Origin of the sequence: Rhodanobacter sp. A1T4 (genome assembly GCF_014207185.1) — a bacterium.
Lineage (GTDB): Bacteria > Pseudomonadota > Gammaproteobacteria > Xanthomonadales > Rhodanobacteraceae > Rhodanobacter.
In genome coordinates, this window is sequence record NZ_JACHCP010000001.1 from 295,168 (window position 1) to 321,513 (window position 26,346).

Below are 26,346 nucleotides of genomic sequence, written 5' to 3' on the forward strand. Positions count from 1 at the left end.
GGCTCCAGAAATCAATGGGTCATCGTAGCCGAATGCATAGAGTCCAGGCAGTCCGTGGCGGGAGATAAGTTCGGTGCATGGCGATTTTTGCTTGCTGCCAGCCATCACGATGCATCGGAAATACGCTTGCGTGGAGCGGGATTTGTGGCTTGTAGCGGTCGCGCCGAGATACGCCAGGCTGGGCTGAAATGAATTATTTACTACAGCTTGATAACGTTATCATTAACGTTTAGGATCGATCCAAAGAGGCCTACATCCGTAGGTCAACGCTGCAATGTGTCAAGGGGACGGGGTGATCGAGTCAATGGTGTCTGCCCATGCGACCAGCGCGGAATCGGTGCGGGAGCTGTTAGCAGCTGATGTGGGCGGCACGCATGCGCGGTTGGCCCTGGTTCGCGCGGAACCCGCGAATGGCCTGCCTGTCCAGCTGCTGAGCAGTCATACCTATATCTGCGCCGATTGGTCGAGTCTCGACGAGATTCTGGCGGATTTTGTCGCGCGGCATGCGGCTGGCTCGGCGATCCGGCGCGCTGTGGTGGCTACGCCAGGCTATATACATGGCGATGTTATCGTTAACCAGAATCTGCCCTGGCCGGTCTCGATCTCGGCGTTGCGACAAGGTCTGATGCTGGAGCAGCTCGAGATCATCAATGATTTTGAGGCGCTGGCTTATGTCACGCCTTTCCTGGCCCGTCGCGACTCGGTGGCGATCATCGAGTCGACTGGCATGCATGCAACGGCCATCAATCCAGCGGGTGCGGTGGTGGTGGTAGGTCCTGGTACCGGACTGGGTTGTGCGGTGTTGTTACCGGGTGGTCGATCACGGCGGGTATTGTCCACCGAGGCGGGGCATATCGTGCTTGCGCCGGGTACCGAGCGGGAGCTGGCGGTAGTCGCGCGCATGGCGAGTGGACGCAGTTATGTGCCTACCGGCCATGCCCTGTCAGGACCGGGCTTGCTGAATATCTATCGGGCGCTGGCTGAGTTGGACCATCAGCCCGTGCGTTGTCACACGCCTGCCCAGGTCAGTACGGCTGCGGTTGCCGCCAGCGATCCGCTGGCGGTCGAGTCCTTGCAGATTTTCTGCGGCCTACTAGGCAGCCTGGTAGGTGATCTGGCGATTCTGTTCAGTGCTACCGGCGGGGTTTATCTGGCCGGCGGGATTCTCAGCCGATTCCAGGAGTTTCTGCTGGACAGCAGCTTTCGCGAGCGGTTTTTCAATAAGGGTGTGATGCGTGACTTGTTGGAGCAGGTGCCGGTGCGGCTGCTCCAGCATGGCCAGTTGGGAGTGGTGGGGGCTGCGGTATGGCTGACCCATGGATGGCAATGATCTGATCTTTCTTTTGCCGGAGCTTTTCGGATGAAATCCGCGTTTCGATGTCTGTTGGCTGTGGGCTTGTTCTGCACGTTATGCGTTGACGCCGTGGCGGCGCCAAAGTCGCTTTTCTACATGGTGGAGTCACCCAAGTCGGTGCGCTCGTTCCTGGCGCATGCCGACAAGATCGATATCCTGGTGCCTACCTGGTACGGCGTGGATGCGAAGGGGCTGGTGCAGGGGACACCCGACGCCACCGTGATGCAGCAGGCTCGAAGCAAGGGCGTTGAGCTCATGCCGATTATTTCGGCGAATGCCGGCAAGGCAGGGTTTCACGCCCTGCTGGGTGATGCGGACGCGCGCCAGGCGCTGATCGCTGCGCTGATCCGAATCGGCCATCAAGAAGGCTATAGCGGTTTTCAGTTCGATTTTGAGGATATCGACTATACCGATCGTGATGCGCTGACCCGACTGGCGAGCGAGACCGCGGCGGCACTGCATCGCGCCGGACTCAAGCTGAGCATTGCGGTGGTGCCGAATGCACCGGGTTACTTCACCGGCAGCACGGCGTTCGGCACCTGGATGTGGAGCGAGTGGCGCGGTGTATTCGATGTGCCGGCACTGGCCAAGGTGATGGATCTGATCTGCCTGATGACCTACGACCAGAACACCCGCTGGACCACGCCAGGTCCGGTGGACGGCATGCCCTGGGTGCAGAAGCAGCTCGACTACGCGCTGAAATATGTGCCCAAGAATAAGTTGTCGCTGGGTATTCCCCTGTATGGCTACCACTGGTACGCCGGTGATCCGGTCGATGCTGGCACGGGCAAGGAGCGGCCGAATATCTCGGGCGACTACATCGATTACGACGAATCGCTGCCGTTGGCGCAGGCGCATCAAGCGGACATTCAGTGGGATGCCTACGAACACGAGTCCTGGTATTACTTCTACCGCGATGATCTGCGTGAATGGGTTTTCATGCCCGATGCGCGCAGCTTCAAGGAGCGCTACGCGCTGGTTGGCAAGGATGATCTGCAGGGTTTCTGTTCGTGGGTGTTGGGCGCGGAAGATCCCGCAATCTGGGACGAGCTCCCGGTTGTGCATCACTGATCCCGCCTCATGTGGAACAACGCCCTGCAATCTAGGTTATGGACGGGACTGCTGCTAGCGGTTCTGCCATTGCGCTATTGCCTGGCCGGTGAGCCGGTAGAGCAGTCACTGGATACGGGTTGGCAGTTCCGTCGGACCACACCGACGGCGCAGGCACTGACGCCTACCTTGCAGTGGCTGCCGGCACAGCTATCTGGGTCCGTACGAATGGATCTGCTGCGCTTGCAGCCGATCGACGGTCCCTACTTGCTGACCAATACCACGGCCGTGAGTTTCAGCCAGCAGGCCGACGGTCTGCATCTCCATTTGCAGGCACAGCCGGCGGGCGTGCCGGTCTACGCGTGCCGCATCGAGCTGCTAGGTACGGACAAGAGTTTAGTTGTGGGCGCATCGCGGGAGGCGCGATGACCTAGGAAGTCTCGACGGGGGATCGCGTCGAGTGTGCTGTCGCTATCTGCGCCGATGGGCGGATGAACGGCAGCTGGTAAAGGGCATGCAATAAGGGGCATGCGGTGAGGGACAAACGGCAGTGTCGTCAGCTTGGTGGCGGTGTCAAAGCGGCTGTGCCGATTCGAGAATCGGTGTCAGCAAACACATTATGGGGTTTCGCGAGAGGGGTCTAACTTATGAACAATATCCGTTGTTGTCGCAGTGCACTCGCCAGCGCATTGGCGCTAGCGCTTTGCGCTCCGCATGTTTATGCGCAAGCAGTCGCCTCGTCGTCGAACGACGCCCAGGCCACACCACAAAATACGCCTGCCAGCAGCAGTCAGTCTGCCGAGTCAGCCAATGCGGCGAAAAAGAAGGCGGTTGCACTGAGTACGGTCACAGTCACCGGTTCGATGATCCCGCGCGTGGAAATCGAGGGGCCGGCTCCCGTGGTCAGCGTCAGCGGCGAGCAGATCAAGCAGCAGGGTTTCACCACGCTGTGGGAATTCCTGGATTCGCTGCCGCAGGTGGGCCAGCAGACACAGGACCCGGCCGCTTGGGGTTCCACCTCGGTCAATGCGCGCTCGGTCAACCTGCGCGGACTGGGTCCTGGCTTCAGCCTGCTGATGATCGACGGCCATCGCGTGGTGGACTACCCGCAGCCGCTGAGCGCGCAGAGCAACTTCCAGAACTACAACAACCTGCCTACCGGCATGATCGACCATGTCGAGATCCTGGCCTCCGGTGCCTCGTCGATCTACGGTTCGGACGCGGTGGCGGGCGTGGTCAACGTGATCCTGAAGAAGAACTATCAGGGTGACGAGCTGCAGGTGACCGGCGGTGGCGCCACGCGCGGTGGCCGCGCGTATGGCGACGTCAACTTCTTCGGTGGCAAGTCCGGTGACAATTGGCACATCCTCTACAATGCGGAGAAGTCCAATCGCACGGCGTTGTGGGGTAGTGATCGCCCGTATCAAGACTCGGTGTCCGATGCGGGATACGGTGCCTGGGGACCGGCTGACCGCATGTTCGGCTACCAGTACGACGCATCTGGCGCCATCGCCCTCTCCGCGATGAACGGCAACGGCCAGTACCTCACGCCGCCGACGGGCACCTGCTCGAAGTTCACCAACTCGCAGTTGAGCCAGTCGCATACCGTCACCACCAATGGCACCCAGATCGCCAGCGTGACCAACAACGGTTACTACTGTTCGCAGCCCGCCCTGTTCCAGAACTGGGTGCTGACCCCGGGCAGCCGCAGCAACAACGGTTACGTGTCTGGCGAGTACGACTTCAGCGACGGTTTGCAGCTTTACGGCTCGGCGGCCCTGTATGACACGGTGGGGTACTCCAACACCCAGATAAACGCATTCGGCACCGGCCAGTTCTATGACCAGACCACAGGGCAGGTCATCAGTCAGGCCGTTCGCCAGTTGACCGAGCAGGAAATCGGCACGGCGACCAATACCCACGACCGCGAGCAGAACTGGAATCTCCAGGCCGGCCTGCGCGGCACCATGTTCGATGGCAACTTCAATTGGGATTTGAACCTCAACACCCAGAAGTACACCGTGCGCGAGGACTTCACGGCCTACGATGGTGAGGCCCTGGACAACTTCTTCCTCGGCAAGCAATTGGGCACCACCAGCGCCGGCTTGCCCATTTACGCGATGAACTGGCAGCAGTGGTGGAACCCCATCACGCCGCAGCAATACAGCCAGTTTGCGGCCAATGGTGAGAACACCTCGTCGTCGTGGCTGGACCAGGCGCAGTTCCGCATCAACGGCGACCTGTTCCAGTTCCCGTGGGTGAAAGAGTCGGTGGGTTGGGCGGCGGTGCTCGAAGCTGCGCACAACGGCTTCCTGTTGTCGCCCGATCCGCGTGGCGCCAATGCCGCGACGTTCATGAACCCGTTTGAGGAGTACAACACCGGTGGCGGCACCCGCCAGCGCTTTTCGTTCGGCACCGAGTTCCGCGTGCCGGTGCTGGATACGGTGACCTGGACCATCTCCGGTCGTCTGGACAAGTACAACGACGCCAGCCGCGCCGACGTGGCCCGTACCTGGGGCTCCGGCCTCGAGTGGCGCCCGATCGAAAGTCTGCTGGTTCGCGGCAGCTACGGCACCAACTTCAAGGCGCCGGACATGCAGGCGGTCTATCAGACCGGCTCCACTGAGCCGCAGGGTAATTACATCGACCCCTTGCAGTGCATCGACGCCATCAAGGCCGGCCAGACCAACAGCACGTGGTGCAACCTGGTGCAGCGCTCCCCCTCGCAGTACTACAACCTGATCACGGGCGGCAGCCGCTTGTTGCTGCCGCAGACCGGCCACTCCTGGACCTACGGTTTCGTGTGGCAGGTGCCGGGCGTGGAGGGCCTCTCGCTGTCTACCGACTACTGGCACATGGGCGTAGACAACGCCATCCAGTACCTCAGCCAAAGCCAGGTGCTGATCGACGAGGCTGGCTGCCTTACCGGCGTGCAGGCTAACGGTACATCCAGTTTGTCACCGTATACGGCGCACGTGCCGGGTTCGGCATATTGCAGCATGGTGACCCAGATGGTTCAGCGCAATGCGGCTGGCCAGATCACCTCGGTGGAGTCCGGCCCGATCAACGAAGCTTCGCTTTATGTGAGCGGCATCGATGCCTCGCTGGACTACAAGCTGCACACCGAGGATCACGGTGACTTCCGCGCGGGCATCAACTACACCGACAACCTCGCGTACAAGCAGCGTGTGCTGGCTTCCGACCCGCTGCAAAACACCCGCTATCAGAATGTGGCGAGCAGGGTCACGTGGATCGGCGACTGGAGCAAGGGCAACTGGAACGTGTCGATCTCCGGCGTGCGCGATGGCAGCATGCGCGCCCAAAACTATCAAGGCTGCAATGTGCTGCCCAATGGCATCCAGCCGAGCATGGTTACTGTGTCCAATGGCAGCGAGTCGATTCCTACCGGTGTTTGCCAGGTGACACTCAATGGCACCCCGACGGACGTTGCCGACACCATGTACTTGGGCAGGACGCCGGTGTGGATCACCTGGAACACCTCGATCGGCTGGCAGATCAACCCGGATACCAAGTTGAAGTTCACCGTGTCCAACATCTTCAACAAGGTCTCTTCGATCCCGTACTACGCCGGTGGCTTCGAGTTCGTCACGACGGGGCAGACCGCCAGTGAATACAACGGTCGCGAACTTTTCCTGACGTTTGATTACAAGCTCGACTGATCCATGTGGAGCAGGGCGAGCCCGGTCAGCGCCGGGCTCGCCGCTTTGGCCGATGGCGGCACGCCAGTCTGTAGACATGCCGACAGGTCAGATCCAGGCTGAATGCAGCCGCTATTTCATGCCGAGCCGGCGCACGCTGGGCCACGAAGTGGCCGCAAGCTGTCGCCTGGGCTGGGCAGTTTGCAAGAGGAGCACCCATGGCCTGCATGGATAAATTTTTGCGGACGACGGTGCTGGCGATCGGTTGGTCGATCGCGCCGGAATGGTCGTCTGCCTTGGTGGCATCGGCCGTCGATGCCAGCACGATAACGGACCCTGGTGTGGCCATGGTCGACCCGGCCTTGGTCCAGCCACCGGGTACGCCATGTGTGGTGCCGTTGTTTGACGCCTCGCTTGGCAGCGCAGGTGCGCCGTGCAGCATGGGCAGCCAGCCGCATCGGCTGGATAGCCTTGCCCGACTGGATGGCTCGCCATGGTATCCATGATATCGGGCGGCCGCTCGGGCTTGGGTCGAGGTAGTTGGTGGACGTGTGCCGCGTGGGTGATGCTGCTGATCGGCATGGTCGCGAATGTCGGTGTGGCCATTGCGGCATCGAATCCTGCTCCGCTGGTGATTCCCAGCCTGCAGCATTGGCATGGCGGCGATGGATATTGGCGCTGGCATCCAGCCAGTATCGTCTGGGTAGATCCAGCTGGGGGTCAGCCGCTGCACGTGCTCGGCCGGCGACTTGCTGATGAAATTGGTCAGCTGACCGGGCAGCCGCTGCGGGTTCGCTCAGGTACGGGAAGTAGGCCTGGCGATATCGTCTTGCGGCTGGTGGCTGCAAACGCTACGGGATCCGGCGCGTTCGGCGATGAGGGATATGCGCTTGATCTGGGCGACTCGATTCAGATCCGGGCGCATACCTTGGCCGGTGCCTTCTATGCCACGCGTACGATACTGCAGATGCTCGTTGTCCAGGGGCGTGCAAGCGGTCGGGCCGCAACCCTTCCCAAGGGTGCCGTGGTGGACACACCGCGCTATCGCGAGCGCTCGGTGATGTTTGACGTGGGCCGAAAATTCGCCGACAAGCGTTTTCTGGAGGCGTATCTGCGCTTCATGGGCTGGTACAAGCTCAATACCTTGCATCTGCATCTGAATGATCAGGTGAAAAATCAAGCGGGCGATGCCTGGCAGATTCGGGCTTTCCGGCTGAAGAGTGATCGCCCGGAATTCCGCGGGCTGATTCCGGCAGATGGCCTGTATTACACGCGCCAGGACTGGGACGAGCTGGAGGCTGTAGCGGCCGCCAACGCCGTCACTATCGTGCCGGAAATCGATACCCCGGGTCATGCGGGTGCACTGGTCGCAGCACAGCCTCAATGGGGCTATGCCGGTGATTCGCCGCCCGGGGGCACGCTGGACCCGACCCGACCGCAAACGCTGAGCTATGTGGAAGCGGTTTTTGCCGAGTTTTTGCCGTGGTTCCACTCGCCGCTGATTCATATCGGTGGCGACGAGGTCAATGTGAACAAGGGCGGCATCAGCGTGGCCAGCCAGATCAGCTACATCAATCAGCTAGGGCGCTATCTGCAACGGCAGGGCAAACAGGTCGAGGTATGGGGCGACGCCAGCTTTGCGGCTGGACTGGATAAATCCTTTCGGATCCAGCGCTGGATCAATTGGGGCAGCGAGTCGAGCATCGACTGGGGCAAGCTCGGCTTCGAATGGACGGAGTCCTATGGCGATTGGTACATCGTGCCTTTCGGGCCAGCCTACTTCCATCCCGACGGGCTGCGTGGCGATCAGCTGTATGCCGGCTGGGCCAGTCATCTGCCTGTGGCAGCGGACACGGCGGCCAGACTGAGTGGTGGTCAGATCAGCGTGTGGAATGACCAGGGGCAGCGCGATTACAGCTACGCCGACACGATTCACGATTTGCTGAAAGACGCCATCCCTGCCGCGGGTCAGTTGTTCTGGAGTGGGACGGCCTACGACAGCATGGGCAGGCCGTTGGATTACCCCTCACTCAGGCCAAGTATCAAGAAATTGCAATATGGGCCTGGTCATTCTTTGTTTCCCGGTGATCCGCTTTAGGCGATGACCACGTGCAGTCGCCGACCGATCGGTTGGTGGCAAGGAGATCTGATGAGCATCCGTTCAAATGCCAGATTGGCTGTCTTGTGGTTGGCTTTGGTCGGCTTGACATGCATCGTCCCGGCGCAGGCATTTGCCGCGGATCCGGCCAGTGCTGCCAGCGTAACGCCGCCCGATGCCGCCACCATTGAACGGCAGTGGATAGCCGCCAATAGCAAATTCGACGGTGTTCGTACGGCGATCCTGAAGCAGGTCGATGCTGCCGTTGCGCAAGGACCGTTCGAACCCGATTGGGCCAGCTTGGTCCATTACACGACGCCCTTGTGGTACCGCGATGCCAAGTTCGGCATCTTCGTCCATTGGGGGGTGTATTCGGTGCCGGCATTCAAGGGAGAGTGGTATCCACGGCATATGTATGAGCGGACCGGCGAGAATTCGGATCGCTACCGCTATCAGCTGGCCCATTACGGCGCGATGCCGGAAAAAGGCTACAAGGATCTGATTCCGCTGTTCAAGGCAGAACACTTCGATCCCGATGCCTGGGCACGTTTGTTCAAACAGGCGGGTGCCCGTTATGTGGTGCCGGTAGCCGAGCATCACGATGGTTTCGCGATGTATGACTCCAGACTCAGCGACTGGACGGCGGCCAAAATGGGCCCGCACCGCGATGTGATCGGAGCATTGGTCAAGTCGATTCGGGCGCAGGGGATGTATCTGGGCCTGTCGTCGCATCGTGCCGAGCATGACTGGTTCTATGAATACGGCCGCAGCTTCAATTCGGATGTGAACGATCCGCGTTATGCCGCGTTGTACGGGCCGGCGCACGCCATGCGCACGTTCAAGGCCGATGGCAAAGATGTCGACGGAACCGTGGTATCACAGGCATTTCTGGATGACTGGCTGGCACGCACAGCGGAATTTGTGCAGGACTATCACCCCGACCTGCTGTACTTCGACTGGTGGATCGGCCAGGCCAGTTTTCGCAATCAGCTGACCCGGTTGACGGCTTTTTACTACGACCAGGCGGCGGCACGTGGGCAGCAGGTGGTGCTGAACTACAAATCCGATGCGCTGCCCGATGGTGCCGCCACACTCAATATCGAGCGCGGTGAGTTGGGTGATATCCGTCGCCAGCCCTGGCAGACCGAAACCTCGGTCAGCGATGATTCCTGGGGTTATGCCGAAGGCGACATCTACAAGAGCCCGGATGTCATCGCCCACCTGCTGATTGATGTGGTCAGCAAGAATGGCAACTTGCTGTTGAATATCGGACCCAAGGCGGACGGTAGCATTCCGCCCGAGGCGCGCTCGATCTTGCTGGCGCTTGGGCAGTGGCTGCGGGCGAATGGCGAGGCGATCTATGCCAGCCGGCCCTGGACCCATTTTGGCGAAGGCCCGACCAAGGTGGCAACGGGCTCGATGCAGGACACCAAGACCAAGCCGTATACGGCCCAGGACTTCCGTTTTACGACGCATGCCGGCGTGTTGTATGCGATCGAACTGGGTTGGCCTGATGATCGCAAGGCCTTGATTGCTTCGCTGCCGGCGAGCCTCCCGGTGCGGACGGTGACCTTGCTGGATGGCCATCGCAAGCTTGCTTTCAACCAGGATCAACAAGGCTTGCATCTGCAGCTTCCCGCCCAGCCGGCGGGACTGCATGCCTATGCCTACCGGATCGAACTGAGCCAGCCGCTGCCGGCAGAGGCGGGTTCGGCACTCTGACGGGATGCGGCGATCGGGCTGCCGTAGCGGTTAGGCTGGCGCTGGAGTCGTCCAGCCCAACCGCTGGCATAATTTCAGACGGCTGTTTGCCCGAACGATGGCGGGCGATGTGCCGGATCGCTGCCGAAGGCGTGGTTGGGTTGCGCGCCCATCTCGAATTCGAGATGCCCGCCTTGGACCAGGGTGGCGTGGCTGATCCAGTTGTGCGGATATGCGCGGCCATTCAGTCGTACTGACTGGACGTATACATTCCTGCTGCTGTTGCCATGGGCTTCGATCAGCAGTTGCCGCCCACCTTGCAGGGTGATCAGTGCACGCGATACCTGCGGACTGCCGAACACATAATCGCCGCTCACCGGGTCCACCGGGTAAAAGCCGAGCGCGCTGAGGATCAACCATGCGGAGATCTGCCCGCAATCGTCGTTGCCCGCTTCGCCATCGGGTTTGTCGTCATACATGGTCTCTAGCAGGCTTCGCACACGCGCCTGGGTTTTCCAGGGCTGGCCGGCGTAGGCATAGAGATAGCTCACGTGGTGGCTGGGTTCGTTGCCATGGGCGTACTGACCCACCATGCCGGCGATATCGGGCGGCGCATCCGCCGGCAGTTGCGAGCTGATGCTGAACAGCTGGTCGAGCTTGTCGACAAAGGCCTGCTCACTGCCGAACATAGCCATGTAGTGATAGATGTCGTGCTGGTTCAGGAAGGTCGCCTGCCAGGCGTTGGATTCAGTGAAATCACGCCACTGGCTGGAATGTCCCATGGCCCGCGGATCGAATGGGGCGGCCCACTGGCCATCGGCAAGTCGAGGCTTGACGAAGTTGTCGGCCGGATCGAAAACGTGTTGGTAGTTACGTGAACGCGCCAGCAGCCGTTGATGGTCGTCATCGGCACCGGCCGTTTTGGCCAGCTGCGCCATGGCCCAGTCATCGTAGGCGTATTCAAGCGTTTTGCTGGCCGATTCTGCTTCCTTGTCGGCAGGGACATAACCCTGCTGGCGATATAGATCGAGTCCTTCATAGGCATCATCCATGGCACGCTTGCGCCATAACGGCCACGCTTTGGCAAAGTCGATGCCGTCGAATTTCTTGGCCTGCGCCTCAGCCAGCACGACCGCCGAGTGGTAGCCGATCATGCAGCCGGTTTCGTGTCCTTGCAGCGGCCATACCGGCACTCCAGCTGGGCTTTGTTCGGCCATCCGGATCAAGGAGTTGGCTAGGTCCGGCACTCGCTCCGGCTGGATCAGGGTCAACAGTGGCATCTCGGCGCGATAAATGTCCCAGAGCGAGAATTCGGTGTAATTCTCGGCGCCTTGCGGCAGTTGATGGATGGCCAGATCCATGCCTCGATACTGGCCATCGACATCGGAGAACAGGGTCGGCACGATCAGGCTGTGATACATCGCGGTATAGAACATCCGGCGATGGCGCTCGTCGGCGAGTTGGACCTGGATCTTGCTCAGTTCGCGCTCCCATGCCTGGAGTGCGGCCTGACGGGTGGTGTCGAAATCCCAGCCCGGTAGTTCGCTGTCGAGATTGCGCAAGGCACCTTCAGGGCTGACGGCGGAAATGCCTACTTTGACCACGATGGTCTCGCCCGCATGGGTATCGAAATGCAGGGCGCACTGGATCGATTTGGACTGGGCCTGGGTAGCATCGCTGCCCTGCGGCTGCTCTGTGGTGAACAGCTGATGGCGGGTGAAGGGGCGCGATACCTGCATGGCGAAATAGATATGCCGTCCGGAGGCCCATTCATCGACCCGGCGGCCGCCGAGCAAAGTATCGTTGCCAACGATCTTCAGCTGACTATCGATGATGCGGGTCGGTACGTCAGGGTTGTCCTGCATGCCATGTTGCAGATCCACCAGCAGGTGGCTGTGGGCACTGGCGGGGAAGGTGTAGCGGTGCAGCCCCACCCGGCGGGTGGCGGTCAGTTCGGCGGTCACTTGGCGGTCGCGCAAATGCACCCGGTAGTAGCCAGGTTCGGCCATCTCGTCGGCGCGGGTGAATGCGGCCCGGTAGCCGGGGGTATGGCCATAGACCGGCGCGGTCCGCGGCGCGGCGGCGTTCTCATGCACGGCATCGAAACGCGAGTGATACAGCTGGATCGCCGGGGTGGGGTCGCCTGGCTTGGTCTGCACAGATCCGACGCCAGGCATCACCAGCACATCCAGCATGTCTCCGACGCCGGTGCCGCTCAGATGGGTATGCGAAAACCCCATGATCGAGCCATCGCCGCCGTGGTAGCCCGAGCTGGAATCCCAGATGGCGTTATAGGTATCCGGACTCAGCTGAACCATGCCGAAGGGCACCGTGGCGCCAGGAAAGGTATGTCCATGCCCGCCAGTGCCAATAAAGACATCCACATGTTGGGTGCACTTGGTCTGCGCCAGGAGGGGCGGCGCGGTGAACGAGCTGGCGGTCTGGGCCAGTGAACGCTGGATGGCCAGCGGCAAGCTGCTGGCCAGCAGGGCGTGTTGCAAGAAACGGCGGCGGCTGATCATGCGTGGCGAATCTCTAGGGGTGGATCTGGGGAAGGTCTACAGCGAGGCGAGCAGGCGCGGCCGTTCGCGGGCCAGTTTCAGAATCAGCTCGCCGAACAGACTGTTGGCCCAGGCAAACCAGGGTCGGGTGTAGTGGCTGGGGTCGTCCTGGTCGAAGGATTCATGCATGAACCCGGTGCCGGCATCGGTATCGCGCAGCCAGAGCAGGCATTGCCGGATCTCGGCATCGCGGGTGCTGGTCAGTGCCCGCATGATGATCGACATCGGCCAGATCATGCGCAGCCCCTCGTGCGGGCCACCAATGCCCTGGGCCGCGCGGCCCGTGAAGAAATAGGGATTGGCTTGGCTGTTTACGCGTGCACGGCTGCGCTGATAGATCGGATCATTCAGTTCACAGCAGCCCAGATAGGCCAAGCTGAGCAGGCCCGGGGCATTGGCATCGTCCATGAACAGCTGGTTGCCGTAGCCATCGACTTCATAAGCCCATACCAAGCCCGCAGGTGTCGTCAGTTGGCCATACTGATGGGTGGCCTGCGCCACTTCGCTGGCCAGGGTCTGGCATTGGTTGGCCAGCGTCGCGTCATGGCTGATGTCTCCCACCATCCGCGCCAGTTGTCGCAGGCTGGTCGCTGCGAACAAGTTGGATGGCACCGACAAGGGATAGATGCAGGCGTCGTCAGAGGGGCGAAACATCGAGTAGATCATGCCAACCGATCGCGCCGGATTGCCGTAGCCGGCCAGTGCCAGAGTCTCGCTGGGGACCTCGGAGCGGCGCTGGAAGTGATATGGGCCAGGCCCGTGCTGGCGCTGCTGCTCGCGTAGTGTGCGCAGTACGCTGTGCATGGCAGCCAGCCACTGGCTGTCGAACGGCGATGTGTCGCCGGTAGCCTGCCAGTAGCCATAGCCCAGCCGAATTACGTAGCACAGTGAGTCGAGCTCCCATTTGCGCTCCCCGACTCCGGCTTGCAGCGCAGGGCGGTCATTGACCGACCAAGGCAGCGGCGGGCTGCTGGTATCGCGCAGAAAAGCATTCGCATACGGGTCGAGCAGGACGCAGCGGGTCTGGCGGCGAATCGCGCCCTGGATCAACTGCGCCAACGCAGGATCCGCACGGGCCAGTGAAAGGTATGGCCACAACTGGCAGCAGGAATCGCGCAACCACATGGCGTCGATGTCGCCGGTGACGACGAAGGTATCCGGCTTGCCGTCGACCAGTGATGGCTGGACGGTGGTGTCCAACGTGTTCGGCAGACAGTTTTCAAACATCCATGCCAGCTTGGTATCACTGATGCCGCGTTTGACCGAGCGGATCGTGGCCTCAAGTGCAGGGCTGGTAAAGCGGCGTTGATCCGCTCGTGGCCGGGCACTGCCTCGTTCTGCGGCACCGGCCCGGAGCAGGCGTGGCCCCGCCAGGGCTACGGTGCTGGCGATCGTGGCCAGTCGAAGCACATCGCGGCGACTGATCATCGGTCTGCGTCGGCGCGGCCCGCCAAGGCCAGAGGATAACCCGGCGACGTCATGGCGGCAGCCCTGAACGGGTGGTATGCGGAACAGTGCGGAAAATACACCGACGACCCCTTGCGCTGACGTAGTGCGATCGACACTAACATCAAATGATAACGTTATCAATTTGCGTTTGTGGGTATCTCAGCGAGCTGAAATACCCAGCCAGGAGGTACAGCGGAAGCGCTTTTAAGCGGCCGAACGCCAATCACCAACGGGGTGTGCCAGCGGCACGGAGCCCACCCTGGATATGCCAAGGCCCCGGTGGTTACACACCGCGGCCTTGGCCAGTAAAGCAATCGGTGTTTTAGGCCGGATCGCTTCATTCTCCCTCAGCTTCTCGACCATGCTGGCCGGTACTTCTTCGTAATGATCGAAGATCATGGTGAAGGTGCCGCCATGCTCAATGGATATGCCGTCTGCGGGCCACGCAGGAGCGTAGCCAAAGCATCCGAACCCACGCAATCGATGCTATACCGGACGCGCCGTACGCAGCCGGCGCAACACCGCAGCGAGCAGTTCGACTTCCTCGCGCGTATTGTAGAACGCGAGCGAGGCGCGCACGGTGGCTTCCTGGCCGAAGCGGCGCAAAATGGGCTGCGCGCAATGATGGCCTGCGCGCACGGCAATGCCTTCTTCGTTGAGCGCCTTGCCGACTTCTTCGGGCGCGTAGCCGGTGAGCACGAACGAAAGCACGCTCGCCTTGTCCTGCGCGGTGCCGATCAGGCGCAGGCCCTGAATATCCTTGAGCAACGCGGTAGCGTAGTCGAGTAGTTCGTGCTCGTACGCGGCGATGTTCTCGATGCCGATGCGTTCGACATAGTCGATCGCGGCGCCCAGACCCGCCGCATCGGCGATGTTGCCCGTGCCGGCTTCGAAACGAGAGGGCGGACCCTGGAACAGCGCGCGCTCGAAGGTGACATCGCTGATCATATTGCCGCCGCCTTGCCAGGCCGGCATATCCTCGAGAATGGCGCGCTTGCCATAAGCAACGCCAATACCGGTCGGCGCGAACACCTTGTGCCCGGAGAAGACGAAGAAATCCGCGTCGAGCGCCTGCACGTCGACGCGCATATGCGAAACCGACTGCGCGCCGTCGACGAGCGCCTTCGCACCCACACGATGGGCTAGATCGATGATCTCCTTGACCGGCACGACGGTGCCGAGTGCGTTGGAAACTTGCGTCACCGAAACAAGCTTGGTGCGCGGCGAGAGCAATCGTTGATATTCGCCGAGCAGCACTTGCCCGGAATCGTCGACAGGAATCACGCGCAGCTTCGCGCCCGTTTCTTGCGCGAGTTGCAGCCACGGCACGATGTTGGCGTGGTGTTCGAGGTTGGAGACGATGATCTCGTCGCCCGCACCGACATTTTTCTTGCCCCAGGTCTTGGCGATCAGGTTGATCGCTTCGGTGGCGCCGCGCACGAAGATGATCTCGTCGGTCGAACCGGCACCGATGAAGCGCGCAACTTTCTTACGCGCATCTTCGTATGCATCGGTCGCGCGTGCGGCGAGCTCATGCGCTGCGCGATGGATGTTCGAGTTCTCGTGTGCGTAGAAATAAGCGAGACGGTCGATCACCGCTTGCGGCTTGTGCGTCGTCGCGGCGTTGTCGAACCAGACGAGTGGGCGACCGTTGACGCGCTCGGCGAGGATCGGAAAATCGTGGCGCACGGTATTGACGTCGAAGGCGACACGGTGCTCGGGCTCTTGCGTCGGCACTTCGCCGAACGGTGTGGCGTTCGGGCTGAGCGAACCGTCGAGAAAATAGAAATTCGACGTCGATGTGACCGGCGCATCGGTCGTGCGCGGCTCGGCGAGAATTAGTCCCGCGAGATCGTCAAGACCCGGCAGAGCATATGCCGACAAGCCAAGGCGCTGATCGGGTGTGGAAGACGACGGCAGCACAGGCGTCTGCGGCTCGGCTAGGAAGTAGAACGGCTGATCCGTCGCCGGCGGCGCAGGTACGTCGATCGTGGGGGCCGCCGCATAAGCTTGCGGCACCGTTTGCGCATGGCCGCCGCGGTTGCCGATGAAGCCGTGCGGACGCGTTGCCGCAAAGTCGGGTACGCCATTTCCGGCTTGCGCATCGGGAATGAGCGCTGGCGCAGCTGATGCGATCGCTTGCGCATTTTGCGCTGACTCGGGCGCGATATTGGTCGGTAGTTGGTGTGGCAGCGGTGTCGTGATGCCGTTTGGATCGGGCGGCGTCAGCGCCTGATGCTGCGCGCCGTTCGGCAACGCGTTGAACAGTTCGCCGGCCCAGCGCGCGAGTTCCAGCGTGTCAGGCAAGCCGGCGGGCAATTCGGGCGAGAGCGGAATGGATGGTGTCGGTGCGGCCATTGTCAGGGCCTGCTAGCGCTATCGGGACAGGTCACGTTGTCGTGTCCGGTCGTCAGGTGGTCGTGCGAGGCGCTGCGACAGGCTGGCTGTCTGTTCAAGCCGCGCGCGGCCGCATGGCGACCGGACGCGGCAACCCCAAGGGCCACGCTTGAGCGTGCGCGGTGCGGCGTCATCACCCGGTCATTTATCGACATAAATTCTCTCATTCTCCCTTGCCCCGCACACGCTCAAGCGCGGCGTGACCCGTCCCGATAGCGCTGCAGGCCTAGCTCACGTACGTGTGTGCGTACTCGTGATACTTGTCGATTTCGACGTTGTCGAGCACCGCGAGCGCATCGTCGGTCTGCACAACGAGCGAGCAATACAGCGAGACGAGATACGAGGAGATCGCATTGCGGCCGATTCCCATGAAGCGCACGGACAACCCCGGACTCTGTTCGCCCGGCAAACCCGGCTGGAACAGGCCGACGACGCCCTGGCGCTTGTCGCCGACGCGCAGCAGCAGGATCTTCGACTTGCCATCCTCGACCGGCACCTTGTCCGACGGGATCAGCGGAATGCCGCGCCATGTGATGAACTGCGAACCGAATAGGCTGACAGTCGGCGGCGGCACGCCACGTCGCGTGCATTCGCGGCCGAACGCGGCGATCGCGAGCGGGTGGGTGAGGAAGAACGCTGGCTCTTTCCAGACTTTGGTCAGGAGTTCATCGAGATCATCCGGCGTCGGCGCGCCGGTCAGCGTCTGCACGCGTTGCGATTCGGCGACGTTCGCAAGCAGGCCATAGTCGGGGTTATTGATCAGCTCGTTTTCCTGCTTCTCCTTGATCGTCTCGATCGTGAGGCGCAACTGTTCCTTCACCTGATCGAACGGACTCGAATAGAGATCGGCAATCCGCGTGTTCACTTCGAGTACGGTCGAGCAGGCGCTCAGTACGTATTCGCGCGGCTTCGGATCGTAGTCGACGAAGGTTGCCGGCAGATCGGACTCGTCGCGTCGGGCGCAGGCGAAGTCCACATTTTCCGGATTCTTGACCTTGTTGAGCCGGTACACGCCCGCTTCGACCGGCAGCCACTGCAACAGATGAGTGACCCAGCGTGGCGAAATGATCTCGAGTTTCGGCGCGGATTTGGTCGTGTTTGCAAGCTGACGCGCACCGGCGTCGCCGAGCGAGAGCTGCGGGGTCTTTTTATCGGCCATGGCGGGTTCCGGAGGGTAGCGAATGATTCGGCGTACCGATCAATGTTAAGCACGCCATGCAGTCATTGGCAAACGAAATTTAGTCCGGACAGAAGCCGATTTCTTGGCCGTCATCCGTATCGTGATCGCTCACATACTTTAAGAAAAAGCCGCGGCGAAACCACGGCTTTCGTGCCTGGGTACAGCGATGTGAGCCGGGCGCCTCGCGCCCTTTTGGGTTTGGCGGTCCCGTTTAATTCTGTATCCAAGGCAGTCCCGCGCTGCGCCAGCCATTGCGCGTGCCGCGATGATTTTGCTTGTCCAGCTCGCCTTCGAAACCTTCTTCAATGGCACGCACGTCGTCGAAGCCCGCTGCGCGGGCGGCTTCGGCCGCCGCTATCGATCGCGCGCCGCTGCGGCAGAGCAACAATATGGTGGCATGCTTGCCGGTCTTGGCTTCGAGCTCGCGCACGAACCGCGGGTTGCGCGTGAGTCGCGTGCCTGTTGCCCAGGCAATATGGATTGAATCCGGTACGTGACCCACAAAGAGGCGTTCTTCGGCGGTGCGCACGTCGACAAGTTTCGCCGCGCCTGTGGCAAACAGGCGCCAAGCTTCCCGTGGCGACACGCTGTCGCGGTGCGGAACAACCGGGGTGGCATCGACGTAATGGGATGTTTCGAATGATTCCGTTACGGAGCCGTGTTCGAGCACGATGGTCATTAGCTATAGCCCTACCGATGTGCGACTTCGCCGCGTCTGCTATCGAATGTAGGTCCGGATAGGGCGGGGCACAAAGAAATAGATCGACTAAGCTTAGAACCAAAAGGGTATATGCCCATGGCTCGCAGCGACGCGCAAGGGGAGCCGCACGTTCTGGCTTGGCTTTTGCGGGTTTAAGGCGCTGCACAGCACGAAGCCCGGGGATCGCTCCCCGGGCTTCGTGTTTTCATCAGGAACCCAAAAGGCGGAAGCTTACTTCGCTTCCTTCTCCATCAGCTTCTCGACCATGCTGGCTGGCACTTCTTCGTAATGATCGAAAATCATGGTGAAGGTGCCGCGGCCGCTGGTGGCCGAACGCAGGAAGTTGATGTAGCCAAACATTTCGGACAGCGGCACGAAGCCCTGGACGAAGGCCGATACACCCTTGTGGCCCTGGTCGGAGATGCTGCCGCGACGACGGTTGATATCGCCGATGACGTCGCCGAGGTAGGTCGCTTCGGTGACCACTTCCAGGCTCATGATCGGCTCGAGCAGCTTCGGCTTGGACAGCTTCTGCGCCTCACGGAAGCAGGCGCGGCCGGCGATTTCAAAGGCCAGTGCCGAGGAGTCGACGTCGTGGTACTTGCCGTCGATCAGGCGTGCCTTGAAGTCCAGCACTTCGTAGCCGGCGACCTGGCCCTGGCGCGACTCGACTTCGATCGCGTGCTGCACGGCCGGGATGTATTCGCGCGGGATGCGGCCACCGACCACTTCGTCGGAGAACACCACGCCCGTGCCGGACTCGCCTGGCTCGAAGATGATCTTCACTTCGGCGAACTGGCCCGAACCGCCGGACTGCTTCTTGTGGGTGTAGGTGTGCTCGACGGTCTTGCCGAACGCCTCACGGAAGCTGACCTTGGGTTTGCCCATGTTGGCATCCACGCCTAGCTCGGTGCGCATGCGGTCGAGGGTGATTTCCAGATGCAGCTCGCCCATGCCCTTGAGCACGGTCTGGCCGGTTTCCTTGTCCACTTCCATGCGCAGAGACGGATCGGCCTTGACCATCTTGTAGAGCGCGGTGGACATCTTGTCGACGTCGTTGCGGGTCTTCGGCTCGACCGACACGCTGATCACGGGATCCGGGAAGCGCATGCGCTCCAGCAGCGCCGGGTGTGCCGGATCGCTCAGCGAGTCGCCTGTCTCGGTGTCCTTCATTGAGACGAATGCGCAGATGTCGCCGGCGCGCACTTCGTCGATTTCCTTGGTCGCGTTGGCCTGCACTTCCACGATGCGACCCACGCGCTCTTTCTTGCCGCGGGTGACGTTTTGCAGGGTGTCGCCCTTCTTGATCACGCCCGAGTAGACGCGGCAGAAGGTCAGGGTGCCGAACTGGTCGTTGATGACCTTGAACGCCAGCGCGCGCGCCGGTGCGTCGTCACGTACTTCCTGCTCGCCGATGATGTTGCCATCCTCGTCGACCATCGAGATACCGCCGTTCTCGCCCGGGTAGGGCATGTAGTCGACCACGGCGTCCAGCAGCTGCTGGACGCCCTTGTTCTTGTACGACGAACCGCAGAATACCGGTACCAGCTTGCCGGTGACGCAACCCTTGCGGATGCATTCCTTCAGCTTTTTCGGATCGTGCTCACCGGTCTCGATCAGCTTCTCGAACGCGTCGTCGTCCATCGCCAGCGCGGTTTCCAGCATTTCCTCGCGCAGCTTGGGCAGCTGATCGATCCAGTCGTTGTCGACGGTGGAACCGAACTTCAGGCGGGCTTTGGCTTCCTCGAAGGAAACGGTTTCCCAGGTGCTGTCCTTGTCGTCCGAGGCCCAGATATAGGCCACGTTGGCGACCAGGTCGGCCATGCCGCAGAACTCGTCGCTGCTGCCCAATGGAATCTGGCAGAGCAGGGCCGGTGCGCCGAGGCGCTCGCGAATGCCCTTGACGCAATGGCCGAAGCTGGCGCCGATGCGGTCCATCTTGTTGACGTAGCACACGCGCGGCACGTTGTACTGGTCGGCCAGGCGCCAGTTGGTTTCGGTCTGTGGTTCCACGCCGGCCACGCCGTCGAAGACCACCACGGCGCCGTCAAGCACGCGCAGCGAACGGTTCACTTCGATGGTGAAGTCCACGTGTCCCGGGGTGTCGATCACGTTGATCTGGTGACCCTTCCACTCGGTCGACACGGCAGCCGACTGGATGGTGATACCGCGCTTGCGCTCTTGCTCGAGATAATCCGTCGTGGTCGAGCCCTTACCGTCCTTGGTGTCATGCACGTCGACGATCTGATGCTTTTTGCCGGTGTAGTACAGAACACGCTCGGTGGTCGTGGTCTTGCCCGCATCGATATGCGCAATGATGCCGATGTTGCGATAAAGGGTGAGTGGTTTGTTTCTGGCCATGACCTGGGTTCCGAAAATATCAAGCGTGGTTGGATGGGTAATCGTTGGACAAGCTAAAGGGTCGATCTGCGGGACGCCCAAGGCTGCCCACGTTGCGGCCGCGCTTCACATGGTGTGCCTCGAATCGGGTCCGAAAGGCATCAACCGTGAAGGTCGGCAGCGGCTAACTCCTGATTTTAGCGTGTTTCCGGGTCCGATTTGTGATTCGCCCGGTTTCAAGGCGCACAAAACCCGCTTGAGCCCCGCTGGGGCTGGTTTTCGGCCTGCGATGGCGAGGCGTTCGGCGGTTGAAATCGCGGCGTCAGCGGGTCGTCATGACCTTGCCGGAGTGATGCCGGGCCGATTGACGCCAGACTTACCGATGCGCCCCTCTCGCAGGGAACGGCACCACTTGACCGGTTTCCGATCCGGGATGCCGCCAGTACGGCGCTACCGGCCACTGGCTGGACAGATCGATACCGCTACCGAGTGCCTGGCCGACTTGGGCACGATCCAGATGTGGTGCGAACTGCGCTACAAACTCGAGCGCCTGTTCGCGCAACGGGCTTTCACGCCGAAGCACGATCCACGTGGTGCAGGTCGGAAAAAGATGATCGGCTGGCAATGCATGCAGATGTTCCGAGTCTGTCGGCAGCAGCGCCATCTCCGCCAGAATGCCCACGCCAAGCCCGGCGTTGACGTAGGTTTTGATCAGGTCGGCATCGCCGGCGGTCATGGCGATCTGCGGGTGCAGGCCGGCTTTCTCGAAAATCTGGCGTAGCGAGGAATCCGGCTTTAGCGACGAGTCGTAGCTGATCAGCGGTACCTTCGCCAGTTCGTCCAGCGTCAATGGGCGCGACAGTTTGGCAAAGGCATGGTCTCGCGGTACCAGCGCCACCCGATGCCAGCGATAGGCTGGCAGCGCCAGGCCATTGGTTTGCGGCGGGCCACCCGAGGTGCTGACGATGGCGATGTCGGCACCGTCGCTGTCCAGCACATCGATCAGCAGCGCGTCCGCCGTTGGCTGTAGATGCACGCTGAGGCTGGGGTAGCGCTGACTTAATGCGCCAATCGTGGCAGGCAGCGCATAGCGCGCCTGGGTATGCGTCGTGGCGATGCGCAGCATGGTACGCGTAACGCTGTGCATGGTAGCGACCACCGAGCGGATGGAGTCCACTTCAGCCAGGATCATGCGCGCGCTCTCGAGGACCCGGCCACCAACGTGCGTGAGGCTTTCCAGATTGCGTCCGCGCCGGTTGAACATCGAAAAGCCCAACTCCTCCTCAAGATGCCGCAGATGTTTGCTCAGTCCTGGCTGGGTGGCATGCACCCGCTCGGCGGCGAGGGAGATATTGAGTCCGCAATCAACGATCGCGACGAGGTGGCGGAGCTGAGTCAGGGTCATGGGTTTGTTCGCAATATGACGTGGGAGTGAAGTGAGCGGACGGAAGTGGCTACTTCCGTAAACATCGCCCGCTACCACCGCGTCGTGCGAAATCGAAGCCAGCACAGCCCGTGGCCGCAAAGCCAAAGGGGATGTTGCGCTGCACGATTAATTTCATATGGACGTCTATACATCCATAACCAATGATGAGTCAAGCTTCTCGGTTTGCACCTATCGGAGAATATGGCGCGGCGAGTGAATCAAAATCTATGCTTGCAGCAACACGCATTCACGCTTCAGGCCGGGATGATTGTCAGAAATCTGCCGATGTCGCCGGCTGCTCATGAGACATGTAAAGAGCGCCACCAGGTATCAAGACGTCACCGCGTCACCCAGAATCGATGCCAGCGTGGGGATAGCGTCTCCATGGCTGTCGCTAGCATGCTGATCAACGGACAGCCCATAAAAATGGCTCATTGAGCATGACGAGTGCCCGTCTCATGACATAGTAGATCTTCATAAAACGCACCAAATGGTTCACTCGGATGCGCGATCTGGATTTCCAGAATCCACAGTCCGCTGGATGGTGTCGAGTCCAACGCGCCAAGGTCGCCACCCTTGTGGATCGCGTGCGGAAAGTCGCAGACGCGATGGCCCTTGACTGCATGATTGAGTCGATACCCCAGTGCCTGTGCGCGCTCGTCGGTAAAAGCGTACAAGGCCTGACCACTCAGGCCCTGCGTGCGCCACGCATCGGCGACTTCGTGAAACAGCGTGCGCGCCGCTTCCGCACAGGCCCGCTGCTCTGGCGCGTGACCAGTGACAAACGTATCGCCTACATCGCCCTCGTGACCGTCGAACACCAGCCCGATGTCGATAAAGTAGCTATCGTTCTCACCGAGTCGTACCGTCGGATCAGATTTCTCTCGATACGTCTTGGTCGTGTTCGCACCGATGCGAATCAGTACCGGATGCCAAAGCCGTTCCGTGCCCAGTTCGCGGAATACCTCGGCCGCTTCGACCTTGGCTTCGTCCTCGCTGATACCTGGACGCATGCGCTCGCGGATGCCGTACAACGCGGCCCAGCTTTTTCTGCGGGCATGTTGCATAAGAGTGGCGTCGTACCGTTTGCCGACGGCCTCGAGTGTTGTGGAATTCATTGCTTCAAAACCCAGTGAAAGTTGCTGACGTAAAGACACGGTCAGGCCAGGAATAAAAGTAACAGTGCGATCACCGCCGGGAGTGCCTGAATCCACAAAATTTTCCGGCTTGCCGTGAGCCCTCCGAAGATGCCGGCCACCAGCACGCAGACGAGAAAGAATACTTTCACGTTGAAGCCGGCAATGCCGAGGCTCAGGCCCCAGATCAGCCCGGCGGCCAGGAAGCCGTTGTATAGCCCCTGATTGGCGGCAAGCGTTTTCGACTGCTCGGCGAACTCCGCGGTGAGGCCGAACGCGCGGCGGCCGGCGGGCTTGGTCCACAGGAACATTTCCAGCACCAGGAAATAGACGTGAAGCAGCGCGATGATGACGACGACGAGGTTGCCGGCGATGGACATGTAGTTCCCCTTGGATGGCTGGACCCATGGCGCTCTGTTGGAGCGTCGTACGGCAGTGTCGCAGTCGGCCCGGTTGATCGCAAATGCAAAGCGCCATCGGAAAATACGAGGCTGGATGCAGACTGCGGAGCAGGGAGGGGCTTCATCGCCGTGCTGCCCGCTTGACGGGTAGCTTTGTGCCGTCGAGTTCAAGCTATCGGCCAGATTGAATGCCACAACAAAAAACGGATCCATGAGAGCCATGGATCCGTCTGCATGGGTACGGCGGGAAGCCGTACCCATGATGAGTCAGTCAGTGCTGGTGGATGATGCTGGTAATCGCGCCGCTGCTTTCGTCGACCAGCAGGTAGTCACCATTGTCGCCACGCACCCAGTGGGATCCTTGAGCGGGTTCGTTCAAGTGTTCGGTCTGCCAGTGCTGAACGACATAACGATTGTCGCGATACTCGGTAGGCACTACGCCGCCTTCCTTGTACCAGGTGGTGTCTGCACCGTTGACGTGCTGCACGGTCGTGGTAACGGTTTTCGTCGTCTGAACAGTGCCGCCGCTTTGATCGTCGGACTGCGCTGCCATTGCTGCACTGGAAGCCAGCAAAGCTGCGCACATGGCCATGACAAGTTTCGTTTTCATGAGTTGTCCTTTATGAATGCCAAGCTTGTGGCGGAGCCACAGGTCAAGGACAGCGGCAAATGTCAGCGCACGCACCTGCCCGGAGGTGAAACCGTACCGAAGGCATGGCTACTGCAAATACACCATCGCAGGCGGCAGGCTCTTTGCGTGTGAATTTCTTGGCAGTGCGCCTTTCACACGCATACCCTTGAACCGCATCTATGGAAGACGCGTATGGCTCAGGTCTGCGGCAGCGGCTCGGGCTCCAGCAACGGTACTGGAGTCATGATCGTCACGACGACCGGTCGGCCCAGTTGCCGCAGCCAGCGGTAATGCGAGGCGATACCAGCGGCAAAGCTGCGATGAGTGCGGTAGGTCATGCCGAACTCGCGGCAGGTAGCTTCCACCACGCGTGCGACGACGGGATAGTGCACGTGCGAGATGCGTGGAAAGAGATGGTGCTCGATCTGGAAATTGAGACCGCCGATCAACCAGCTCAGCACACGGTTGTCGCGCGCGAAATCCACCGTGGTTTCCAACTGGTGGATGGCCCACGGTGTGTCCATCCGCTGGTTCGTTTCGTTTGGCAGCGGAAAGTCGGCTTCTTCCACGACGTGCGCCATCTGGAACACCAGCGCCAGCAACACGCCAGCGACGGCCGAGGTGATCGTATAGAACAGCAGCACAGCGCCGATCGAATGGAGCATCATCGGCAGCGCAAACGCGAGACCGAAAAACACCCCTTTGCCGATCACAAAACCCGCCAGATCCCAGCCGCGCGGTCGCTCGAATGGCCGCTCGCCGATGGTGCCGGTAATCATGTCGCGGAAATCTCCGTACAGATGCCAGCGGATCGCTGTAACGCCATACAGCACCCAAAGATAAACGTGCTGCCAGCGGTGCCACGATCGCCACGGATGCTGCGGCGAGAGCCGTCCCAGAATGCCGAGATCGATGTCACTGTCGTGGCCGGCGACATTGACCCAGGTGTGGTGGAATCGCGCGTGCTTCCATTGCCAGATGTATGAACTCCCACCGACCATATCCAGCGTCAGCGCCATCAGTCGATTGACCCATCGTCGATCCGAATAGGCCTGATGGCCGCCGTCATGCATCACATTGAAACCGATACCCGCGATCGCTACGCCAAGCACGATGCTGAGGGCGACTGCCGCCCAGCCATTTGTCGCGAAAAACACCAGTGCCACATAGCTGAGTGCGAAAGTGGTGAGAATGATTGCCGTCTTCAGATACATCTGCAGGCTGTCGCGCTGACGAGTGCCGTTGCGCTTGAATTCGGCATCCACCCTACGGCGCAGCTCGCGATGAAAGCTGTTATCGCCGCTGAACTTCAGCCGCTCGTTGGTTGCATCGGGCGACGATGGTTCGGCAGCGTTGTCCCTGCGATGTAATGAATCGAGGGGCATGGGGAAGCCTGACGAGGGAATACGGCCTGCATACTAACTCATCGGCAGTGACGGCCGTGTCGCGGCTGGTCATAATCGATGCTAATCATCGGCTGACGGTGATGCTACGCGGCAGCTTTGAAAGTCACCACCAACACGTCGCGGTGCGCTGACTTCTCCGGATCGAACGGAGTGACGGCGGTAACGCCGTGGCTGACTTTGGCATCGTCGACCAGCGCAGCATCCAGTGGGTGGGTCAGGGTAAAGCTGCCAAGCAGCTCACCGTTGCAGGCGTGAATGGTTGTGACGCCGCTTTCAATATTCGTGCGATCAATCAGCAGCACCAGCACATAGTCCACGCCATCCCGATGTACGCCCTCGGGTGTGGGCTCGCCGGCCTCGCCGATGCTCGCCTCGATGCGGAACTGATGCGCTTCGACATGCCACTGCGGAATGCGTGGCGCCAGCGAACCGAACAGTGTGTGGCTGAACTGGAGGATGCGGCGAAAGCTGGCGCCATCGGCGATTTTTGGCCGAATCGGCACGAACCAGCGCTCGATGCCGCCCTGCAGCTTGTTGTTCTGCAGAGTCTGCACGTGCGGCTGCTGTGGATTGCGTGTGATGGCGCCGTCGGCCGTGATCTCGAATGTCGCATGGCGGCGACGACGTTTGCGGCCCTTGGCCGCGAGATAGGCATCGGGCGCCAGATCATTCCAGCTTTCGGTGAATGCATCCCAGTCGTCCAACGACTGGGGATCATCAAGCAGGCCGTCCATCGTCTCGGCACCGAGAAAAGCAAAGCCCTCGCTATGTAACCGGGTATGCAACGCTGATAGATCAGATTGAGAACTCATGGCGCTACGTTACCAGCAGCGCCGGGCAGGGAGATATCCGTCGGC

Annotated in this window: 20 protein-coding genes; 7 read left to right on the forward strand and 13 right to left on the reverse strand. The window is 60.9% G+C overall.

Annotated features, from left to right (window positions below):
• Nucleotides 1–304: 304 nt before the first annotated feature.
• The 7 genes from HDE80_RS01355 (at nt 305) to HDE80_RS01385 (ending at nt 9,883) form a co-directional block, all read left to right on the forward strand.
• Nucleotides 305–1,330 carry a glucokinase gene (locus HDE80_RS01355; protein ID WP_184667755.1) on the forward strand — a complete coding sequence of 342 codons (1,026 nt, stop codon included), beginning with the start codon at nt 305–307 and terminating at the stop codon, nt 1,328–1,330.
• A 30-nt stretch (nt 1,331–1,360) separates the two neighbouring features.
• Nucleotides 1,361–2,425 (forward strand): glycosyl hydrolase family 18 protein, encoded by a 1,065-nt coding sequence (locus HDE80_RS01360; RefSeq protein WP_184667136.1) that lies wholly within the window; start codon nt 1,361–1,363, stop codon nt 2,423–2,425.
• Nucleotides 2,426–2,434: 9 nt separating this feature from the next.
• Nucleotides 2,435–2,833: a hypothetical protein gene (locus HDE80_RS01365; RefSeq protein WP_184667138.1), complete on the forward strand. Its 399-nt coding sequence runs from the start codon at nt 2,435–2,437 to the stop codon at nt 2,831–2,833.
• 218 nt (nt 2,834–3,051) lie between these two features.
• The gene (locus HDE80_RS01370) at nt 3,052–6,084 is read left to right on the forward strand and encodes a TonB-dependent receptor (RefSeq protein ID WP_184667145.1); all 3,033 of its coding nucleotides are present in this window, start codon (nt 3,052–3,054) and stop codon (nt 6,082–6,084) included.
• 197 nt (nt 6,085–6,281) lie between these two features.
• On the forward strand, nt 6,282–6,569 hold the full coding sequence (locus HDE80_RS01375) for a hypothetical protein (protein ID WP_221437380.1): 288 nt from the start codon (nt 6,282–6,284) through the stop codon (nt 6,567–6,569).
• On the forward strand, nt 6,557–8,161 hold the full coding sequence (locus tag HDE80_RS01380; protein ID WP_184667156.1) for a family 20 glycosylhydrolase: 1,605 nt from the start codon (nt 6,557–6,559) through the stop codon (nt 8,159–8,161). The genes HDE80_RS01375 and HDE80_RS01380 overlap by 13 nt, the downstream gene beginning before the upstream one ends.
• 51 nt (nt 8,162–8,212) lie before the next feature.
• A complete protein-coding gene (locus tag HDE80_RS01385; protein ID WP_184667158.1) occupies nt 8,213–9,883 on the forward strand; it encodes an alpha-L-fucosidase in 1,671 nt (556 codons plus the stop codon).
• Nucleotides 9,884–9,957: 74 nt separating this feature from the next.
• Here HDE80_RS01385 and HDE80_RS01390 read toward each other — a convergent pair whose 3' ends face one another.
• From HDE80_RS01390 to HDE80_RS01450, 13 genes are all read right to left on the reverse strand, one after another.
• A complete protein-coding gene (locus HDE80_RS01390; protein WP_184667160.1) occupies nt 9,958–12,384 on the reverse strand; it encodes a GH92 family glycosyl hydrolase in 2,427 nt (808 codons plus the stop codon).
• Nucleotides 12,385–12,420: 36 nt separating this feature from the next.
• Nucleotides 12,421–13,851: a glycoside hydrolase family 125 protein gene (locus HDE80_RS01395; protein ID WP_184667162.1), complete on the reverse strand. Its 1,431-nt coding sequence runs from the start codon at nt 13,849–13,851 to the stop codon at nt 12,421–12,423.
• 225 nt (nt 13,852–14,076) lie between these two features.
• The gene (locus HDE80_RS01400; RefSeq protein WP_184667164.1) at nt 14,077–14,271 is read right to left on the reverse strand and encodes a hypothetical protein; all 195 of its coding nucleotides are present in this window, start codon (nt 14,269–14,271) and stop codon (nt 14,077–14,079) included.
• Nucleotides 14,272–14,358: 87 nt separating this feature from the next.
• Nucleotides 14,359–16,230, reverse strand: coding sequence for a family 2A encapsulin nanocompartment cargo protein cysteine desulfurase (locus HDE80_RS01405; RefSeq protein WP_184667166.1), 1,872 nt, complete (start codon nt 16,228–16,230; stop codon nt 14,359–14,361).
• 265 nt (nt 16,231–16,495) lie between these two features.
• The gene (locus HDE80_RS01410) at nt 16,496–17,428 is read right to left on the reverse strand and encodes a family 2A encapsulin nanocompartment shell protein (RefSeq protein ID WP_184667168.1); all 933 of its coding nucleotides are present in this window, start codon (nt 17,426–17,428) and stop codon (nt 16,496–16,498) included.
• A 232-nt stretch (nt 17,429–17,660) separates the two neighbouring features.
• The gene (locus tag HDE80_RS01415) at nt 17,661–18,128 is read right to left on the reverse strand and encodes a rhodanese-like domain-containing protein (RefSeq protein WP_184667170.1); all 468 of its coding nucleotides are present in this window, start codon (nt 18,126–18,128) and stop codon (nt 17,661–17,663) included.
• Between the two features lie 252 nt (nt 18,129–18,380).
• On the reverse strand, nt 18,381–20,510 hold the full coding sequence (fusA, locus tag HDE80_RS01420) for an elongation factor G (RefSeq protein ID WP_184667172.1): 2,130 nt from the start codon (nt 20,508–20,510) through the stop codon (nt 18,381–18,383).
• A 355-nt stretch (nt 20,511–20,865) separates the two neighbouring features.
• Entirely contained in the window at nt 20,866–21,894 is a 1,029-nt protein-coding gene (locus HDE80_RS01425; RefSeq protein WP_184667174.1) for a LysR substrate-binding domain-containing protein, read from the reverse strand.
• A gap of 452 nt (nt 21,895–22,346) precedes the next feature.
• The gene (locus HDE80_RS01430; protein WP_184667176.1) at nt 22,347–23,033 is read right to left on the reverse strand and encodes a M24 family metallopeptidase; all 687 of its coding nucleotides are present in this window, start codon (nt 23,031–23,033) and stop codon (nt 22,347–22,349) included.
• A gap of 41 nt (nt 23,034–23,074) precedes the next feature.
• On the reverse strand, nt 23,075–23,431 hold the full coding sequence (locus HDE80_RS01435; protein WP_184667178.1) for a DUF1304 domain-containing protein: 357 nt from the start codon (nt 23,429–23,431) through the stop codon (nt 23,075–23,077).
• 292 nt (nt 23,432–23,723) lie between these two features.
• Complete coding sequence (locus tag HDE80_RS01440) at nt 23,724–24,062, reverse strand: RcnB family protein (RefSeq protein WP_184601965.1); 339 nt, start codon at nt 24,060–24,062, stop codon at nt 23,724–23,726.
• 218 nt (nt 24,063–24,280) lie between these two features.
• Nucleotides 24,281–25,468 (reverse strand): acyl-CoA desaturase, encoded by a 1,188-nt coding sequence (locus HDE80_RS01445; RefSeq protein ID WP_184667180.1) that lies wholly within the window; start codon nt 25,466–25,468, stop codon nt 24,281–24,283.
• A 104-nt stretch (nt 25,469–25,572) separates the two neighbouring features.
• Nucleotides 25,573–26,301, reverse strand: coding sequence for a 2OG-Fe dioxygenase family protein (locus HDE80_RS01450; protein WP_184667182.1), 729 nt, complete (start codon nt 26,299–26,301; stop codon nt 25,573–25,575).
• Nucleotides 26,302–26,346: the final 45 nt, after the last annotated feature.